This window comes from Streptomyces sp. NPDC005281 (assembly GCF_040607495.1).
GTDB lineage: Bacteria > Actinomycetota > Actinomycetes > Streptomycetales > Streptomycetaceae > Streptomyces.
In genome coordinates, this window is sequence record NZ_JBEXGX010000019.1 from 89,348 (window position 1) to 105,719 (window position 16,372).

General features: G+C 70.1%; 17 protein-coding genes. 7 read left to right on the top strand and 10 right to left on the bottom strand.

Translation table 11 applies throughout. From position 1 onward, the window contains the following. The first annotated feature begins 233 nt into the window (after positions 1 to 233). Entirely contained in the window at positions 234 to 839 is a 606-nt protein-coding gene (locus ABZV42_RS25770) for a GPP34 family phosphoprotein (protein ID WP_355988014.1), read from the top strand. Positions 840 to 983: 144 nt separating this feature from the next. Here ABZV42_RS25770 and ABZV42_RS25775 read toward each other — a convergent pair whose 3' ends face one another. Continuing rightward, on the bottom strand, positions 984 to 2,141 hold the full coding sequence (locus ABZV42_RS25775; protein WP_355988012.1) for a hypothetical protein: 1,158 nt from the start codon (positions 2,139 to 2,141) through the stop codon (positions 984 to 986). A 353-nt stretch (positions 2,142 to 2,494) separates the two neighbouring features. On the opposite strand from ABZV42_RS25775, the gene ABZV42_RS25780 reads away from it, so the two are divergent. The 6 genes from ABZV42_RS25780 to ABZV42_RS25805 all read left to right on the top strand — a co-directional run bounded on the left by ABZV42_RS25780 (position 2,495) and on the right by ABZV42_RS25805 (position 10,675). Further along, complete coding sequence (locus ABZV42_RS25780; protein ID WP_355988010.1) at positions 2,495 to 3,487, top strand: LacI family DNA-binding transcriptional regulator; 993 nt, start codon at positions 2,495 to 2,497, stop codon at positions 3,485 to 3,487. 570 nt (positions 3,488 to 4,057) lie between these two features. After that, positions 4,058 to 5,368, top strand: a complete 1,311-nt coding sequence (locus tag ABZV42_RS25785) for an ABC transporter substrate-binding protein (protein ID WP_355988008.1) — start codon at positions 4,058 to 4,060, stop codon at positions 5,366 to 5,368. Between the two features lie 8 nt (positions 5,369 to 5,376). Further along, entirely contained in the window at positions 5,377 to 6,357 is a 981-nt protein-coding gene (locus ABZV42_RS25790; protein ID WP_355988071.1) for a sugar ABC transporter permease, read from the top strand. Next, positions 6,354 to 7,250 (top strand): carbohydrate ABC transporter permease, encoded by an 897-nt coding sequence (locus ABZV42_RS25795; RefSeq protein ID WP_355988006.1) that lies wholly within the window; start codon positions 6,354 to 6,356, stop codon positions 7,248 to 7,250. The genes ABZV42_RS25790 and ABZV42_RS25795 overlap by 4 nt, the downstream gene beginning before the upstream one ends. A 72-nt stretch (positions 7,251 to 7,322) precedes the next feature. After that, positions 7,323 to 8,648, top strand: a complete 1,326-nt coding sequence (locus ABZV42_RS25800) for a glycoside hydrolase family 36 protein (RefSeq protein ID WP_355988069.1) — start codon at positions 7,323 to 7,325, stop codon at positions 8,646 to 8,648. Beyond that, positions 8,645 to 10,675, top strand: a complete 2,031-nt coding sequence (locus tag ABZV42_RS25805; protein ID WP_355988004.1) for a beta-galactosidase — start codon at positions 8,645 to 8,647, stop codon at positions 10,673 to 10,675. Before ABZV42_RS25800 ends, ABZV42_RS25805 begins: the two co-directional genes overlap by 4 nt. Before the next feature lie 46 nt (positions 10,676 to 10,721). On the opposite strand, the gene ABZV42_RS25810 is transcribed toward ABZV42_RS25805, so the two are convergent. The 9 genes from ABZV42_RS25810 to ABZV42_RS25850 all read right to left on the bottom strand — a co-directional run bounded on the left by ABZV42_RS25810 (position 10,722) and on the right by ABZV42_RS25850 (position 16,362). Continuing rightward, positions 10,722 to 12,371 carry an alkaline phosphatase family protein gene (locus ABZV42_RS25810; protein WP_355988002.1) on the bottom strand — a complete coding sequence of 550 codons (1,650 nt, stop codon included), beginning with the start codon at positions 12,369 to 12,371 and terminating at the stop codon, positions 10,722 to 10,724. Between the two features lie 263 nt (positions 12,372 to 12,634). Further along, positions 12,635 to 13,060 (bottom strand): gas vesicle protein K, encoded by a 426-nt coding sequence (locus tag ABZV42_RS25815; protein ID WP_355988000.1) that lies wholly within the window; start codon positions 13,058 to 13,060, stop codon positions 12,635 to 12,637. Then, positions 13,050 to 13,289, bottom strand: a complete 240-nt coding sequence (locus ABZV42_RS25820; protein WP_355987998.1) for a gas vesicle protein — start codon at positions 13,287 to 13,289, stop codon at positions 13,050 to 13,052. Before ABZV42_RS25820 ends, ABZV42_RS25815 begins: the two co-directional genes overlap by 11 nt. Beyond that, positions 13,286 to 14,125: a GvpL/GvpF family gas vesicle protein gene (locus ABZV42_RS25825; RefSeq protein WP_355987996.1), complete on the bottom strand. Its 840-nt coding sequence runs from the start codon at positions 14,123 to 14,125 to the stop codon at positions 13,286 to 13,288. The genes ABZV42_RS25820 and ABZV42_RS25825 overlap by 4 nt, the downstream gene beginning before the upstream one ends. Next, the gene (locus tag ABZV42_RS25830) at positions 14,106 to 14,495 is read right to left on the bottom strand and encodes a gas vesicle protein (protein WP_355988067.1); all 390 of its coding nucleotides are present in this window, start codon (positions 14,493 to 14,495) and stop codon (positions 14,106 to 14,108) included. Before ABZV42_RS25830 ends, ABZV42_RS25825 begins: the two co-directional genes overlap by 20 nt. 20 nt (positions 14,496 to 14,515) lie before the next feature. Further along, positions 14,516 to 14,767 (bottom strand): gas vesicle protein GvpG, encoded by a 252-nt coding sequence (locus ABZV42_RS25835; protein ID WP_355987994.1) that lies wholly within the window; start codon positions 14,765 to 14,767, stop codon positions 14,516 to 14,518. Positions 14,768 to 14,777: 10 nt separating this feature from the next. Continuing rightward, positions 14,778 to 15,491 carry a GvpL/GvpF family gas vesicle protein gene (locus ABZV42_RS25840; protein ID WP_355987993.1) on the bottom strand — a complete coding sequence of 238 codons (714 nt, stop codon included), beginning with the start codon at positions 15,489 to 15,491 and terminating at the stop codon, positions 14,778 to 14,780. Positions 15,492 to 15,494: 3 nt separating this feature from the next. Next, positions 15,495 to 15,986, bottom strand: coding sequence for a gas vesicle structural protein GvpA (locus tag ABZV42_RS25845; protein ID WP_355987991.1), 492 nt, complete (start codon positions 15,984 to 15,986; stop codon positions 15,495 to 15,497). A 28-nt stretch (positions 15,987 to 16,014) separates the two neighbouring features. Next, positions 16,015 to 16,362, bottom strand: coding sequence for a gas vesicle protein (locus tag ABZV42_RS25850; protein WP_355987989.1), 348 nt, complete (start codon positions 16,360 to 16,362; stop codon positions 16,015 to 16,017). Positions 16,363 to 16,372: the final 10 nt, after the last annotated feature.

Below are 16,372 nucleotides of genomic sequence, written 5' to 3' on the forward strand. Positions count from 1 at the left end.
GCGCACGCCTCTTCCGGAACCGGAAGCAAAGATCATCACGCCACGGCACTTCTTCGACCTGCCGGCGGAGCACGCGGCTCACTGACGTAGCGGTCCGCCGGGAGTTACGATCACGTTCGTGACGTGCCCTTCCTTCGCGGGCGACCGGATCGCGGCGGAGGGTGGCGCGGTGGATGCGCTGGATCCGATGCGTGACGGTCGCGCCGGGCGAAGTACTCCGAGGGGAGCCGTTCGTGACCACGGCCAGGGACTTGTTCATCATCACGATGGACAAGGAGCCGGAACGTTCTGTGGGGCAGGGCGACCTGTCGCTCGCCCTCGCCGGAGCCGAGGTGATCGATCTTCTCGCCGATGAGGTCATCACCCTGGACGGCGACAGGATGACACCGGCGAGGCAGCCCGCGACGGACGACCGGCTGCTGGGTGAGGCGGCGTCCTCGCTCGTGCGGCAGGTCCCGTACGAGAGGGTCGAGGACTGGCTCTGGCGCAGGGGGCGCGATCTGGCCAAGGCCTATCAGACCGACCTCGAGCAGGCCGGCCAGCTCACCCGGCAACGGCGGAGCCGGCTGCCCTTCGGCGGCGAGCGCATGGAGTTGGTGGACTCGCCGGCCCGCAGCCGGGCGATGCATCGCTGGGCGGCGGACGAGCCCGTCCTCGCCGCACTCGCCGAGACCGTCGGAATCCCCGCCGAACAGATCGAAGACACCTCGTCGGTCGAGGACGAGTCGGTGACGACGGTCCTGGTCGCCGTGCACGACGCGGTGATGGAACTGGAAGCCGTCCGCCAGCGCCGGGCCATCGAGAACGCGGCGTTCGCCAACATCTGGCGCGGCGCCTGAGCGATCCGCGCCGGGAGACGCTCCGGCGGCGCGTGCACCCGGCCCGGCCGCGGGAGGGCCGGGCCCGGGGCACGAGGTCAGGCCGCGAACGGCTAAGGACGCGGGGGTGCGGCCGGCGGGCCGGCCGCGTTCCCCCGCGCCGGGTCACTCGGACGCCTCGCGGGCCCTCCGCTCGCTCTCACGCGCTACCTGGAGATGGGCGTCGACGCGCTGCGCCCGCCGGGGCAGCAGCGAGTCGGTCACGCGCTGGAGCGTCTTCGTCAGCGGGTGCTTGTCCTGACCCTGCGCGGAACTCCGTACGGCGGACGCCGCGTCGCGGTACTCGGCCATCTCGGCGAGCGCCGCGTGGGCGAGTTCGGTCGCCTCGCGGTACAGGTCGCGCGACTTCGTCATGGCCTCGAGGGCTTCGGAGTACGAGGCCATCAGGGCGCGTGCGCGGGCGAGTTCCTCCTCCATGGTCAGCAACTGCCAGTCCTCGCGCAGTGCCGTGAAGGCAGCCGCCGCGTCGTCCGGCAGCGGCCAGGGAAGCGCCGCGAACTGGACGATCTTGTCGAGGAGTTCGGTCGGTTCGGAGCCGTCGAGGAAGACGCTGCGCACCCTGAACGACTGTTCGTCGAAACCGATCCGCGCGGGTGTGCCGGACAGGATGACGGCCCCGCCGCGCGGCACGGACGTCCCCAGGTCGCCGAGCGCCCAGTTCACGGCGTGGAACTGCTCGGGCGTGGCCCGGTGTTCCACCACGCGGTGCCGCAGCGCGGGCGGCAGCAGCCGGACCAGCGGGAGACGGCCCTCGGCGTCGGGGGTCATGGCCTCGTGCACGAAGACGTTGATGCTCCAGCTGTGCCGGGCGACGTCCTTGACCAGCCGGCGCAGCGCCGCGTCGTCCTTGGGCAGCGGGTTGACGTCCTGGAGCGGCAGCCCGGCCACGGCGTCACGCTCCCAGGCGAGGTCGCTCCGCTCGGGCCAGAGCAGCGCGGCGGGGGAGGACCACCCGGGATCCCAGGGCCGCTCCGCCTCGGCGGCCAGTGTCCAGCGCCGCTCGCCGTCCGTCTGCTCGCGTCCGTCGGTGGCGAGCCGCGCCCGTACGGTGACGTCGCCGTCGACGAACCAGCGCGCCTCGAAGACGTGACCGTCCGGCGTCGTGGCGTTCTCCTTCTCCAGGAAGTCCTGGATCCTTTCGCTGTTCTTCAGTTCCCGCAGGTGCTCCCGGAGAGCGCTCTGCGGGGCGGGGCCGGTGTGCCGCCCGGCGGCCAGCCAGACTGTTTCCGGGGCGGTGGGACGCTCTGTGGAGGACTTCGGCATGAGTCACTTTGCTGATGGGGTGTGGTGTGCCCTCCCAGTATGGTCACCTTTGGCCACGAGCCGGGAGGCGAGGCCCCCTGGGATCACGGACCTCCGCCATCGGGTGACTATGCACGTTTCGTTGACGATTGACCGTATTGGGGTCCTCGCGAAGTATTCGAGCGGACCGCCGATCGCGGGCATGGTCCGTCCGGGCGGCCCGCGCGACCGGGGTCCCGGCGGGAGCGACGGTGGCGGACGTCCGGCCCGGCGAGGGCGCGGACCTGCGAGGATGCGAGACGGGTCGCGACCGGCCGGAACCCCGGGGCGGGCGGGCGCCGGTAAGGTTGCGGTCGGAGAAGGGGCGGACGCGCATGCGGCAACGGGTGACCATGAGCGACGTGGCGCGGGCCGCGGGAGTCTCGTCCGCCACCGTCTCGTACGTACTGAGCGGAAAGCGCCCGGTAACGGACGAAACGCGCAAAACTGTTGAATCGGCCATCGAGCGGCTCGGTTTCACCCTCAATCCCGTCGCCCGGAGTCTGCGCACGGGCAAGTCCACCATGGTCGCCCTCGTCGTGCCGGACATCGCCAACCCCTTCTACGCGCTGCTCGCCCGCTCGATACAGGACGAGCTGCGCGGCCGGGGCTATCACGTACTGGTGAGCAGTACCGGGGCGCGGCGGGACGAGGAGGAGGCGCTGCTCCAGGAGGCGGTGCACCAGAGGTTCGCCGGTGTGGTGATGACGCCCTTCCGCCTCGCCACCGACGCCTTCGACGTGCTGCGCACGGCCGGGATCCCCGCGGTGGTCAGCGCGGACGTCTCCTTCGGTGACGTCGATCTGGTGACTCCCGACGCCGACGACGCGGTCCGTGAGGCGCTGGCGCATGTGGTGGCCACCGGCCGGCGGCGCATCGGCGTGATCGCCGGCCCGCTGGACGCCGCCGGCGGCGATCCGCGCCTGGAGCGCGTACGGGAGCACGCGGCCGAGGCGGGGCTGCACATCGCGCGGGAGCACATCGTCCATGGCGAGCACACGCGTGAGGCGGGAGCGGAGGGCTTCGAACGGCTGATGCGCGCGCGGCTCCGGCCCGAGGCGGTGCTGTGCGGCAACGACATCACGGCCGTCGGCGCGATGGACACGGCCGAGCGGCTGGGGCTCGACATCCCCGGCGATGTGTCCCTGGTCGGGCACGACGACATCGAGTTCGCCTCGCTGGTCCGGCCGCGCCTGACGACCATCCGCTATCCGGCGCGCGAGGTGGGCCGGGTCGCGGCCGGGCTCCTGCTGGAGCAGATCGACGGCCGGACGCTGCGAAGGACCGTGCGGGTCGGCGCGGCCTTCGTGGCGCGCGGGTCGGTCTGACACCGCTCAGGCGCCGGTCCGGCGCCTGAGTCCGGGCCTGCAACCGCCCCTCCGGCCACACCTGTTTCCGTTCCACGGCTTTGCCGGATCGATGTCGAGGGACGGTGGCGTAATCGATTACGTTGCGCGAGACTGGACGGCGACGCAGGCCCGGCCGGGGTGCGCAGCCCCATGACGCATCATCAGTCTGTCGCATTTGATGGGTAATGACCATCAAGTCGATTTGCGTTGCCTGTAAACAAAATCAACCGCCTGGTGTTTGCTTTTGGGCAACCGCGTCGCAAAAGCCAACACCGTCAATACGGTCGGGCCAGGTGTTGTGTGCCGGTTCGCGAACGGGCGAGGTGGGTGCCCTTGAAGTTCGCGCTGGTCGCGCCTGCTCTTTTCCGAAGCCCGCGTGGGTGGTTCGTGACGTGTCGGTCACGTTTCGGGTACGGCGAGCGCGAGGTCTTGACGCAGTGACGACATGAGGCTGTCATTACGCCCACGTTGTTCGGTCGAGTTGGTTTCTGATCGATTTCCGGCCTCCCCGCCGTCCAACTCGACCGAACCCTGCCCTCAGGAGCCGTCATGCACCTTCCCTTCTCGGGACCGTCCGCCCCGACACCCAGCCGTCGCACCCTGCTCCGCGGAATCGGCGGCGCGGCCGCCCTCGGCGCGGGCATACCCCTGCTGAGCGCCTGCGGCGGCAGCGGCACGGCGTCGGACCCCAAGACGGTCACGGTCGGCTCCAACGCGTCCGACGCCGTGCCGAAGAAGGCCTTCGCCGACGTCTACGCGGCCTACAAGAAGCAGTCCGGCATCACGGTCGACGTCAACACCAAGGACCACAACACCTTCCAGGAGCAGATCAACTCGTATCTGCAGGGCACCCCGGACGACGTGTTCAACTGGTTCGCCGGGTACCGCATGCAGTTCTTCGCGGCCAAGAAGCTCGCCGCGCCGATCGACGACGTGTGGGCCAGGATCGGGGACAACTTCCCCGACGCGATGAAGAAGCTCAGCAAGGGCGAGGACGGCAAGTACTACTTCGTCCCGATGACCACGTACCCCTGGGCGGTCTTCTACCGCAAGAGCGTCTTCCAGCAGCACGGCTACAAGGTCCCCACCACCTGGGACGAACTGATCGCCCTGTGCAAGCAGATGAAGAAGGACAAGCTCGTCCCGATCGCCTTCGGCGACAAGGACGCCTGGCCCGCGATGGGCACCTTCGACCAGATCAACTTCCGCCTCAACGGCTACGACTTCCACGTCCAGCTCATGGCCGGCAAGGCATCCTGGACCGACGCCAAGGTCAAGGCCACGTTCGACCACTGGGCCGAGCTCCTCCCGTACCACCAGGAAGGCTTCATGGGCCGCACCTGGCAGGACGCCGCGCAGACGCTGGTCGCCAAGAAGGCCGGCATGTATCTCCTCGGCACCTTCGTCGCCCAGCAGTTCACCAACAAGGACGACCTGGACGACCTCGACTTCTTCCCCTTCCCGGAGATCAACTCCGCGTACGGCCAGGACACCGTGGAGGCGCCCACCGACGGCCTCATGGTGAGCAAGGCCCCCAAGAACCACTCCGGTGTCGTCAAGCTCCTCGAGTACATGGGCAGCCCGGCCGCCGAGGAGCTCTACCTCAAGGGCGACCCGAGCGTGGTGGCCGCCTCCAGCAAGGCCGACACCTCCGCGTACTCGGCGCTCCAGAAGAAGGCGTTCGACATGATCGGCGGCGCCAAGACACTGACCCAGTTCATGGACCGCGACTCCCGGCCGGACTTCACCTCGACGGTGATGCAGCCCGCACTCCAGAAGTTCCTCCAGAATCCGAAGGGCGTGGACAGCTTGCTGTCATCGATCGAGCGCCAGAAGAAGCAGATCTTCGCGACCTCGTGAGCGACATCATGACCACCGACACCTCGACGAAGTCCCCGGAGGCGGCCAGCGTGCCGCCTCCGGGCGCTGCCTCCGCACCGAAGCGGGCCGCACGTGGCCGCCGCCGCCTGCTGACCCGCCGTGACCGGTTCACGCTCGCCCTCATGGCGGGCGTGCCCACGGTCCTGCACGTGGCCCTGGTCTGGGTCACCGCCTTCGCCTCCATCCTGCTCGCCTTCACCACCTGGGACGGCATCGGGTTCGGCTCGATCAAGTGGGTCGGCCTCGAGAACTTCAAGCAACTCTTCAACGACAACCCGCAGTTCTGGCCCGCCGTCCAGCACAACATCATCTGGTTCGTCGTCCTCATCCTGATCCCGACGCCGCTCGGCCTCTTCCTCGCCGTCCAGCTCGACAAGAACATCCGCTTCAGCCGCGTCTACCAGACGGCGTTCTTCCTGCCGGTCGTCATCTCGATGGCCTGCATCGGCTTCGTCTGGCAGCTCGTCTACAACCCGGACACGGGCCTGATCAACAGCATCATCGGCGCCAACCGGCCCGGCCACTACATCGACTGGATCGGCGACCCCAAGCTCAACCTGTGGGCCGTGCTCGTCGCGGCCTCCTGGCGGCACACCGGCTACATGATGATCCTGTACCTGGCCGGCCTCAAGGGAGTCGATCCCTCCCTCAGAGAGGCCTCCGCGCTGGACGGCGCCAACGAGTGGCAGACGTTCAAGCACGTCATCTTCCCGACGCTGCGCCCCACCAACACCGTCGTTCTCGTCGTCACCGTCATCGAGGCCCTGCGCGCCTTCGACCTGGTCTTCGTCTTCAACAAGGGAGCCCAGGGAACCGAGTTGCTCTCGATCCTGGTGACCAACAACATCATCGGCGAGTCCAGCCGCATCGGCTACGGCTCCGCGATCGCGGTGGTCCTGCTGGTCATCTCGCTCGTCGTGATCATCCCGTATCTGGTGGCCACCTTCCGGAAGGAGCGGCGATCGTGAGCGCCCCCACCCTCGCGGCCGGAGCGCGCGGGCAGCGCGCGCCCGTCCGCCCCGCCCGCGTGCTGCTGCACGTCTTCCTCGCCGGCACCGCCCTGGCCTGGCTCGCCCCGCTGCTGTGGGCGATGTTCTCGGCCCTGCGCCCGTACGGCGAGACCAGCGACAAGGGCTATGTGTCCTGGCCGGACACACTGAACCTCGACAACTTCAAGAACGCGTTCGAACAGTCGGACATGACGCACTACTTCGTGAACACACTGCTGATCGCGGTACCGGCGGTGCTGCTCACGCTGTTCCTGTCGTCGATGGTCGCCTTCTACGTCAGCCGCTTCGACTTCCGCCTCAACCTCGCGCTGCTGCTGGTCTTCACGGCGGGCAACCTGCTCCCGCAGCAGGTCATCATCACCCCGCTGTACCGGATCTACCTGCTCACCGACCTGCCCGGCATCACGGAGAGCGGCAAGCTGTACGACTCCGCGCTCGGCCTCGTGCTGATCCACGTGGCCTTCCAGTCCGGGTTCTGCGCGTTCGTGCTGAGCAACTACATGCGCTCGCTGCCGCACGAGCTGACCGAGGCAGCGCTCGTCGACGGAGCGTCGGTGTGGCGGCTGTACTGGCAGATCACACTGCCGCTGTGCAAGCCCGCGATGGCGGCCCTGGGGACCCTGCTGTCGATCTGGATCTACAACGACTTCTTCTGGGCCCTCGTCCTGATCTCGACCGGCGAGAACATGCCGATCACCTCCGCCCTGAACAACCTCTCCGGCCAGTACTTCACGGACCCCAACCTCGTCGCCGCCGGCGCCCTGCTCACCGCGATCCCCACACTCGTCGTGTACTTCGCGCTCCAGCGGCAGTTCGTCAGCGGTCTGACCCTCGGCGCCAACAAGAGCTGAAACGGCTCCACTTGAGAAACCCAGGCGACTCCACTTGAGAATCCCAGGCGGCTCCACGTGAAAGAGAACGACGTGCCCCAGGCCTTCACCCCCGTAGCCTCCGTACCCGTGGACCCGCGCACCGCACGGGTCCACGAGGAGGGCTGGCAGTCCTGGAGCCCCAGCGGCTCCTACGCCCTCGACGACGCACCCCACCGCCCGGCGAACGCCAACTGGGCGACGGTCTGTTACCGTCCCGGCCGCACCGTGCCACCGGCCGCCTTCCAGGGCGAGGGACTGCTCGCCCTGGACCCGGGCGACGGCTCCCCGGTCCGGCTGTGGTCCGCTCCGGACCCGGCCGGCCCGGTCCCCTCGATCCGGCTGACGGTCCAGGACGGCCGTGCCGAGGTCGGCGCGGACGGCCCGGTCGTCGAGTCCGTCCACCCCGCGGCGGCCGGAGTCCAGGGCGCGCTCGCCGACTGGGCCGACGCCCTCGCGATCCCCGCCCCGCGGCCCGCGCCCACGGTGTGGTGCTCCTGGTACGAGTACTTCACCGCCGTCACCGAGGACGACATCCACGAGAACCTCCGCGCGATGGACACCCTCGAACTGCCCGTCGACGTCGTCCAGATCGACGACGGCTACCAGAGCGCGCTCGGCGACTGGCTCACCCTCTCCGGCCGCTTCAACTCCCGCGCCGCCCTCGCCGACGCCGTCCGGGCGCGCGGACGGCGGGCGGGAATCTGGACGGCCCCGTTCCTGGTGGCCCCGCACAGCGAGCTCGCCGAACGGCACCCGGACTGGCTGGTCCGCGACGCCGACGGCGCACCCCTGCACGCGGGCCACAACTGGGACCACGACCTGTACACCCTCGACACCACCCACCCCGAGGCCGCGGCTTATCTGACCGGTGTCTACACCACCCTGCGCGCCGAGGGATACGACTACTTCAAGACCGACTTCCTCTACGCGGGAGCACTGGACGGCGCCCGGCACTCCGGAGCCGACGCGCTGACCGCCTACCGCGACGGAATCGCCCTGATCCGCGAAGCCATCGGCCCCGACGCCTACCTCCTCGGCTGCGGAGCGCCGGTCCTCCCGTCCATCGGCCTGTTCGACGCCATGCGGGTCAGCCCCGACACGGCACCGCACCGGCGCCCCGAGGCCGACGACTACAGCCAACCCGGCCAGGACGCGGCCGAGTTCACCGGCGCGGGCCGCCAATGGCAGCACGGGCGCCTGTGGATCAACGACCCCGACTGCCTGATGGCCCGGCCCGCCGTGGAGACCCGCGAACGCTGGGCAACCCATGTCGAGGCCACCGACGGCCTGATGGCCTCCAGCGACCGCCTGCTGTCCCTCGACGAGTGGGGCGTGGCCACCACGCGCCGCCTGCTGTCCCCGGGAGGCGCCGCATGACCACCGAACGCACCCTGTCCGTCCCCGGCATCGTCTACGGCGGCGACTACAACCCCGAACAGTGGCCCGAGGAGATCTGGGCCGAGGACATGCGCCTGATGCGCGAGGCCGGCGTCACCATGGTCAGCGTCGGCATCTTCTCCTGGGCACTCATGGAACCCTCCGAGGGCCGGTACGACTTCAGCCGCATGGACCGGCTCCTGGACCTCCTCCAGGAGAACGGCATCGCCGCCGACCTGGCCACTCCCACGGCCGCGCCGCCCGCCTGGTTCTTCCGGGCACACCCCGAGGCGCTGCCGGTGGACCGCGACGGCCGCCGGCTGACGTACGGCAGCAGGCAGACCTTCTGCCCGAGCAGCCCCGCCTACCGCGAGGCCGCTCTGCGCGTCACGGGCGCCCTCGCCGAGCGCTACGCCGCTCACCCGGCCGTGGTCATGTGGCACGTCCACAACGAATACGGCTGCCACAACGCGGCCTGCTACTGCGACACCAGCGCGCAGTCCTTCCGGCGCTGGCTGCGCGCCCGGTACGGCGACGACCTGGCGGCCCTCAACCACGCCTGGGGCACCACGTTCTGGAGCCAGTGGTACTACGACTGGGAGGAGATCCTGCCGCCCCGGGCCACCGGCGCCGTCCCCAACCCCACCCACCAGCTGGACTGGCGCCGCTTCTGCTCCGTCGAACTGCTGTCGCTGTACACGGCCGAGCGGGACGTCCTGCGGGCGGCCGCCCCGTCGACGCCGGCCACCACCAACTTCATGGTGATGGACACGTTCGACGCGCTCGACTACTGGCGGTGGGCGCCGGAACTCGACCTCGTCTCCAACGACCACTACCTGATGTCCGCCGACCCGGCCTCCGAGATCGACGTCGCGCTCTGCGGCGACCTGACGCGGTCGCTGGCCGGCGGGCCCTGGCTGCTCATGGAGCACTCGACCGGCGCCGTGAACTGGCAGCCCGTCAACCGGGCCAAGATCCCCGGCGAGATGCGCCGTAACGCCCTCGCCCATGTGGCCCACGGCGCCGACGGCATCGCCTACTTCCAGTGGCGGGCCGCCAAGGCGGGCGCCGAGCAATGGCACTCGGCGATGCTCCCGCACGCCGGCACGGACAGCCGCATCTGGCAGGACGTGGTACGCCTCGGCGCAGATCTGAGGGCCCTTGCCGAGGTGCGCGGCAGCACCGGCACGGCCGAGGTCGCCATCGTCTGGGACTGGAACGCCCGCTGGGCACTGGAACTGCCGTCGCAGCCGAGCGGTGACCTGCGGTACCAGGATCTGGTCCGCGCCTGGTACGAGCCGCTGTGGCGGTCCGGCGTGGCCGTCGACTTCGTACGCCCGGACGCGGACCTCTCGGCCTACCGCCTGGTCCTCGCCCCGAGCCTCTACCTCGTCGACGACGCGGGCGCGGCCAACCTGACCGCCCATGCCGAGCGCGGCGGCACCCTCGCGATCGGCTTCCACAGCGGTGCCGTGGACGAGAACTGCCATATCAGGCTGGGCGGTTACCCGGGAGCGTTCCGCGAGACCCTCGGCATCCGCGGCGACGAGGTCTTCCCCATGCTGCCCGGCGAGTCGGCCGGCCTGACGGGCCAGGTGCCCCCGGGCGCCACGGCCACCCTGTGGTCGGAACGCGTGCGTCTGAACGGTGCCGAGGCCATCGCCACCTACACGGACGGACCCCTGGCCGGTGTCCCGGCGGTGACGCGGAACTCCCAAGGGCGGGGAACGGCCTGGTACTTGGCGACACTTCCCGACCCCGACACCCTCGGCACGCTGCTGGACCGCATCCGCGCCGAGGCGGAGGTCGCCGGTGCCGGTGACACCCCACCGGGGGTGGAGAGCGTCCGCCGGCGCGGCCGGGACGCCGACTATGTGTTCCTCATCGACCACGCGGGCCGGGGCGCGGAGATCCCCGTCCTGCCGGGATCCACCGAACTCCTCACCGGCAAGCCCCTGTCGGGCTCGGTGAGGATCGATCCCGGCGAGATCGCGGTGGTGCGCGAGCCGCGGGTGACGGACCGGTGAACCGCCGTTCGGCGGGGCGGGTTTCCGTCCCGCCCCGCCGAACCGGTCAGTGGAGCGGCAGTACGGCGGTGTGCTCCTCGCGCACGGCTTCGAGGGAGCGGGGGTCGAGGCCGAGCAGGCTCAGGATCGTGGGCGCGATCTGCTGGGTCCGCACGCTCGCGGAGTCGCGTACGCCGTCCGGAACCGAGGCGCCGGAGACGATCAGCGGGACGTCGAGGTCGTCGGCGTGGGCGCCGCCGTGCTCGGCGATCTTCTTGGTGCCGCCGGTGTAGACGACGCCGTACTGCGTCAGGCCGAGAACGTCCGGGACCCGGGTGTCACCGGCCGCGACGTGGAAGTAGCGGGCCGCGGCCCTCCCCGCGTAGACCTTGTCGAGCCCGCCGCGGGTGAACGCCTTGGGCGCGGCGGCGATGTCGGTCCCGGTGCCGCTCCGGGCGAGCAGGTAGGTCTTGGCGAACTCCGCGGCCGCCTGGGAGCGGTCGGTCAGCCAGAGCAGCATTGCGTCGTCGTCCACGGCGTGCGCGACCAGGTTGCCGGCCGTGGGGTGCAGCTTCTTCCAGGCGGCGTCGAGGCCGGCCAGCAGCGGGGCGTCGTCGATCCGGGTGAGCGCGGCGGGGTCGGTCGGCGACTGGCCGTGCTTGGCCGACAGGACGATGGTGGTGCTGTGGGCCAGATGGCGCCGCGCGAGCTCGGAAGTCAGCTCACCGATACGGGAGTTGACGAAGTCCAGGTTCTTCTCCAGCAGCGGCCCCGGCACGTTCTTGGCGGTGTAGCCGCCCTTGAGGCCGTCGGAGGCGGGCAGTTTCTGCGCGGTGGAGACCGACTGGAAGTTGAGGCCGAAGACCGCCGGGGTGCCGACCCTGTGGGTGCGGCTGTGGTCGTAGCCGTCGATCTCGTTGAGGACGGCCTTCACCTTGTAGCCGTCGTACTGCTCGGTGGCCTGGTTGTCCTTGGTCCAGTCGTCGCCGGCCGGGTAGCCGAGGGCGTCACTGTTGATCTCGGGCGTGAACAGGTCCTGGATGCCGGTGCCCGAGGGCCCGTCGAGGATCTCGTACGCCGCGTGCTTGTCCGACCACGCGGTGCGCAGGCCCGCCTTGCGGGCGACCTCGAAGACGGTGTTCACCTTGAGGTACGCGTGCGGGTAGACCGGCTCACAGGTCCTCGGACTGACCGGCAGCTTCGCCGAGTCGATCAGGCTCGCCGGGTCGCCGGTCATCGACAGGACGCTGTCCGGCAGACCGGTGAGGCCCTGCCCGGCGTCGATGGAGGCCTGGTTCTTGTCGAGGTCCTCCGTGAGGTCGACCTCGACGCCGGGCTTGGCACCCGTGCAGGTCGTGGTTCCGGCCGGGAGCAGCGAGGAGTCGTAGGAGTCGTCGTAGTAGACGCCGGTGGTGCCCGGGCTGCCGCCGGTCACCTGGGCCACCATGCCGGGGAAGGAGTCGGACGGCGTGGTGGTCCTTGCGTGGGTGTACTGCACACCACCGGCCGCCAGTCGCGCCAGCGCGGATTCCGGGTGCAGGGAGACGTACCGGGCCAGGTCCGACTGGTGCAGTCCGTCCACGGAGATCAGCAGGACGTGCCGGGTACCGTTCCGGTGGTGGGAGGCGGCGAAGGCGTCGGGCTGGGCGAGCGTCGCCCCGGTCAGCACCCCGGCGGCGGTGAGAAGGGCTGCGGACCTGACATGGCGTCTGGACATGTAGTTCTCCCAGGTGTTCGGGGCGCGAGTGCCGGAGCCATCAGAGTCGCGCCCCGTGTACCGCAAACGGCACATGTGTGAACTCATGCGGAATGACCGGTCGGTACTTCACCAAGCAGGTCCGATCGGTCGCCGAGAGGGGAGCGCCGAGCCGGTCGCAGGCCGCACGGACGCAGCCCCGGCCGATGCCCCGGCGGTGAAGCGAAAACCTCAAGAGTGGCGCGTGGTATGGGACTTGACGACACCTTCTCGTCCGCGCACCCTCACCGCGCCGGGCGGTCGGGCGGCGGCAGCAGCGGACCCAGGGGGCCGAGGTCGAGGTTGAGGTCCTCCAGGGTGAGCCCGTGGCTCGCGCACAGGTCCGTCATCCTGTCGTGCAGGACCATGAGCGTCGTTCCCAGCCGTTCCTCGTCCTCCTCGCTGAGATCGCCCTGGTCGACCCGGCGCAGCGCCTGCCGTTCCATCACCTGGCGAAGGAGTTCGACCAGCGTCAGGACCAGGCGCATGAGATCGCGCTCGACCGTGTCGGGGTCGGTGTTGATCCGCCCGGCCACGTGGCGGCCGCGCGCGCCCGGCCGTGGCCCGTCCGCCGGCTCGGCCGGCAGGAGCCGGAAGGCCCGCGCCGCGGCCTCCGCCGCCTCTTCCAGCGGATCCGCGGGTCCCTGGGTGCCGTCGCCGTCAGCCGTCATGGCCGCCCCGCGCGGGACCGGGCGGTTCCCAGGGTGACGGGTTCTCCCGGCTCACGGACACGATCAGCGCGCGCAGCGAGACCCGTACGAGATCGATGTCGGCGATGGACAGGACCACGTCACCGGCCAGGACGACCCCGCCGGCGAGCAGCCGGTCCAGCAGGTCGACGAGTGCGACCTGACGGTCCGGCAGCGGATCCGCGGCGGCCGAATGACCGGGCCCGGTCATGGCGTGACACCTCGTGCCGTTTCGTCGTCCGTGCCGTCCTCGGGCATCGCGAACGAGTACGGCGCCCAGGGGCCCGTGACCTCCACGCGGACGCCCGCCAGTCCGTCTCCGGCGCGGGCGGCCTCGGCGCGGAACTCCTCGCCGCGCCCGCGGGGCACCAGGAAGGCGTCGTTGAACACGTTCTCTCCCGCGTCGCCGGCCAGGACGCCTTGCTGGGGCCGGTGCGCCGCGCGGTCGGTGGCGTAGGCGCGTGCGACGTCCCCCACGCGCCCGGCGGCCTCCTGCGCCGCCCGGTACACGGCCTCCCGGTCGCCACGCTGCTGTCTTCGGGCGCTGAGGTAGGCGCGCCCCGGCGTGACATCCGCCGCCGGGACGGATTCCGGGGTGGCCGGCGCGGTCGCCTCGACATAGATCTTCACCCCCCATTCGACCTGGCCGGCGAGACGGTCCAGACGCCCGGCGAACAGCCGTACCGCGGAGCGCAGCATGTCGCGAGCGCTGCCGTCGTCCACGTAGACGGTCGCGAGGCGCAGCGGCAGCGCCGGTGTGCGGGCCGCGACCTCCTCGACCACCGCGTGGTGCGCCCGTGCCACCGCCTCCAGCCAGTCCAGGTCCTCCAGATGACGTCTGAGCCCGTCCTCGCGGAAGTCCCCGGCCGGCACCGGGCTCACCACGAGGACGATGTCCCCGCCCCCGTCCTCACTCCCGCCCTCGGCGATCAGATGGACCGGGGCACCGGCCACTCCCGGCAGTGCGGTCAGCGACCGTTCCAGGTCGGGATGGGCGCGTGCCACGGCGTACGCGTAGGTGACCGGTTCACTCGTACTCGTCGTCATCGCGATCAGCCCTTCGGCGGGTGGTGCCGCGCGGTTCCGGCTCCACCTCGGGGATGCCCCTGTCCCGGCGCAGGGCGTTCAACTCGGCGCGCAGGCGGCGGTTCTGCTCGGCCAGCGATCGCTCGTCAGTGGCCCGCGACGACAGCGAGGGGTCGTGTTCCCACCAGTCGATGCCCATCTCCCTGGCCTTGTCGACCGAGGCCACCAGCAACCGGATCTTGACCGTGAGCAGTTCGATGTCGAGGAGGTTGATCCGGATGTCGCCCGCGATGACGATGCCCTTGTCGAGGACGCGTTCCAGGATGTCGGCGAGGTTGGCGGACGAGCCCTGCGCGTACTGCGGAGCGGCCCGGGACGGATAGCCGCCCATGCGTTCGGAGAGTGGCTCACTCACGACTGACCGCCCTGTTCGTGGGCCTTGATCTCGTCCAGCCGGTCGAGCAGTTCGTCCTCGATCCGGTCGAACGTCTCCTCGTCGATCTCGCCGGAGTTCAACTGCCTCTCCAGCTCGGCGAGTCGCAGTCGCACCGGCTCCGGGTCGTAGTACTCGTTCTCAGCGGCCTCCAGGACCTGGTCCATCACCCAGGCGACCCCGCGCACGGGTGCCAGGGGAAGTGTGACGAGTTGTGTGAACAGTCCCATGACGTCTCCATCAGCTGAAGCTGTACGGAGGAAGCGGTCCGTTGAGCCGGAACTCGAATCCCTCGCCCATCTGGTGCGCCAGACTCAGCTCCGTGGCGAGGAAGAGTTCGTCCTGCTCGTCACTGACCAGGAACGAGACACTGAGGAAGTCCGTTCCGGCGGGCGGCGAGGAGTCGATCTCGCGGGCGAACGGGCGGAGCGCCTCGATCACGCCCGAGGCCAGTGCCTCCTGGCGGGCCCGTACCTCGCCCGCGACCAGCTCACCGAGCCGCAGGGGCGCGTCGGGGCCCGCCGTGCCGTCGCGGATCGCCTGGTTGAGCTGCCGGGTGCTCTCCGACTGCTCGAGGATCTCCCGCAGCAGCATCTCCTCGTCCTGCGAGGCCTTCAGGTTGTACTCGGCGCAGCCCTCGACCCGGCGCAGCCCCTCGGCGTATTCGTCGCCGCGCTGTTCCAGCGCTTCCTTGACCGCGTCCTCGTCCGGGGCGGTGTAGCCGAACCTGAGGGGCAGGACGGTGCCGTCCGCGAGCAGACGCTGCTGGACGGCCTGGTGGGCGCTGATGTCCCGGCGCTTGGGGCGCAGTTCCTCCGGCGCCTCGCTCACGACCGCGCAGAGCGGTCCGGCGGTCACCGTGCGCAGCGGGGAGGGTGAAGCGCCGACCCCCTTGAGACCGTCGAGGCGCAGCGGGTGGTCCTTGAACGTGATCGAGTAGACGTATACGGCCATGGCTCACTCCTCCTCGCGAGACGCGCTTCGCTCCCGCCGGGAGGAACGCCGGGCCGGTCGCCGTCGTCGCTCCACCGTCTCCTCCTCCGCTTCCTCGTCCGCCTCCGGCTCGTCCTCCTGCTCGCCGCCGCCCTTTGCCGTCACTTCGCGGATGGTGTCGGTGACCGCCTCGGCGGCGCCACTCAGGGCTCCCTTGGACTTGCCCCGAGCGCCGGATTCCACGGTGTCGCCGACGATGTCGGTCAGCTTGGACGGTGCCTTGTTGCCGGATTCCAGGTCGAGACGGTTGCACGCCTCGGCGAAGCGCAAGTACGTGTCGACACTGGCCACGACGATGCGTATGTCGATCTTCAGAATCTCGATGCCCACCAGGGACACACGGATGAAGACGTCGATCACGAGCCCGCGGTCGAGTATGAGTTCCAGAACGTCGTAAAGGTTGCCGGATCCGCCGCTCCGGGCGAGGCCGCCACCACTTTGCGGCACCACGCTCATGGTGCCTCCCTTCACCGGCTGTGATGTCTCAGCGCCGGTCGATCTGTCCACGCGTATAGCGGTGCTTCCTCTCGTACGCCACCAGATCGCCCTCCTTGTCCAGGGTCACCCGGTAGGTGGCCATCACGCTGGTGGTCTCGGGGATGCGCTCCAGCTCGAGTACCTCCACATCAGCCTCCCAACCGTCGTCCGTGGGTCTGATCGCGGAAACGGACTCGGGGGCTCGGCCGAGCAGCGAGCCGAGTTGTTCCACGGCCGAGCGGATGGCCCCGGCGGCGCCTGCGGAGCGTGACGGGGCCGCACGGTCGCCCGCGGGCCGGCGCGGCGTATCGCGGCCGGCGCTCGATCGCCGTTTGGCGGGTTCTGCTGCGGCCATGGTGTCTCCG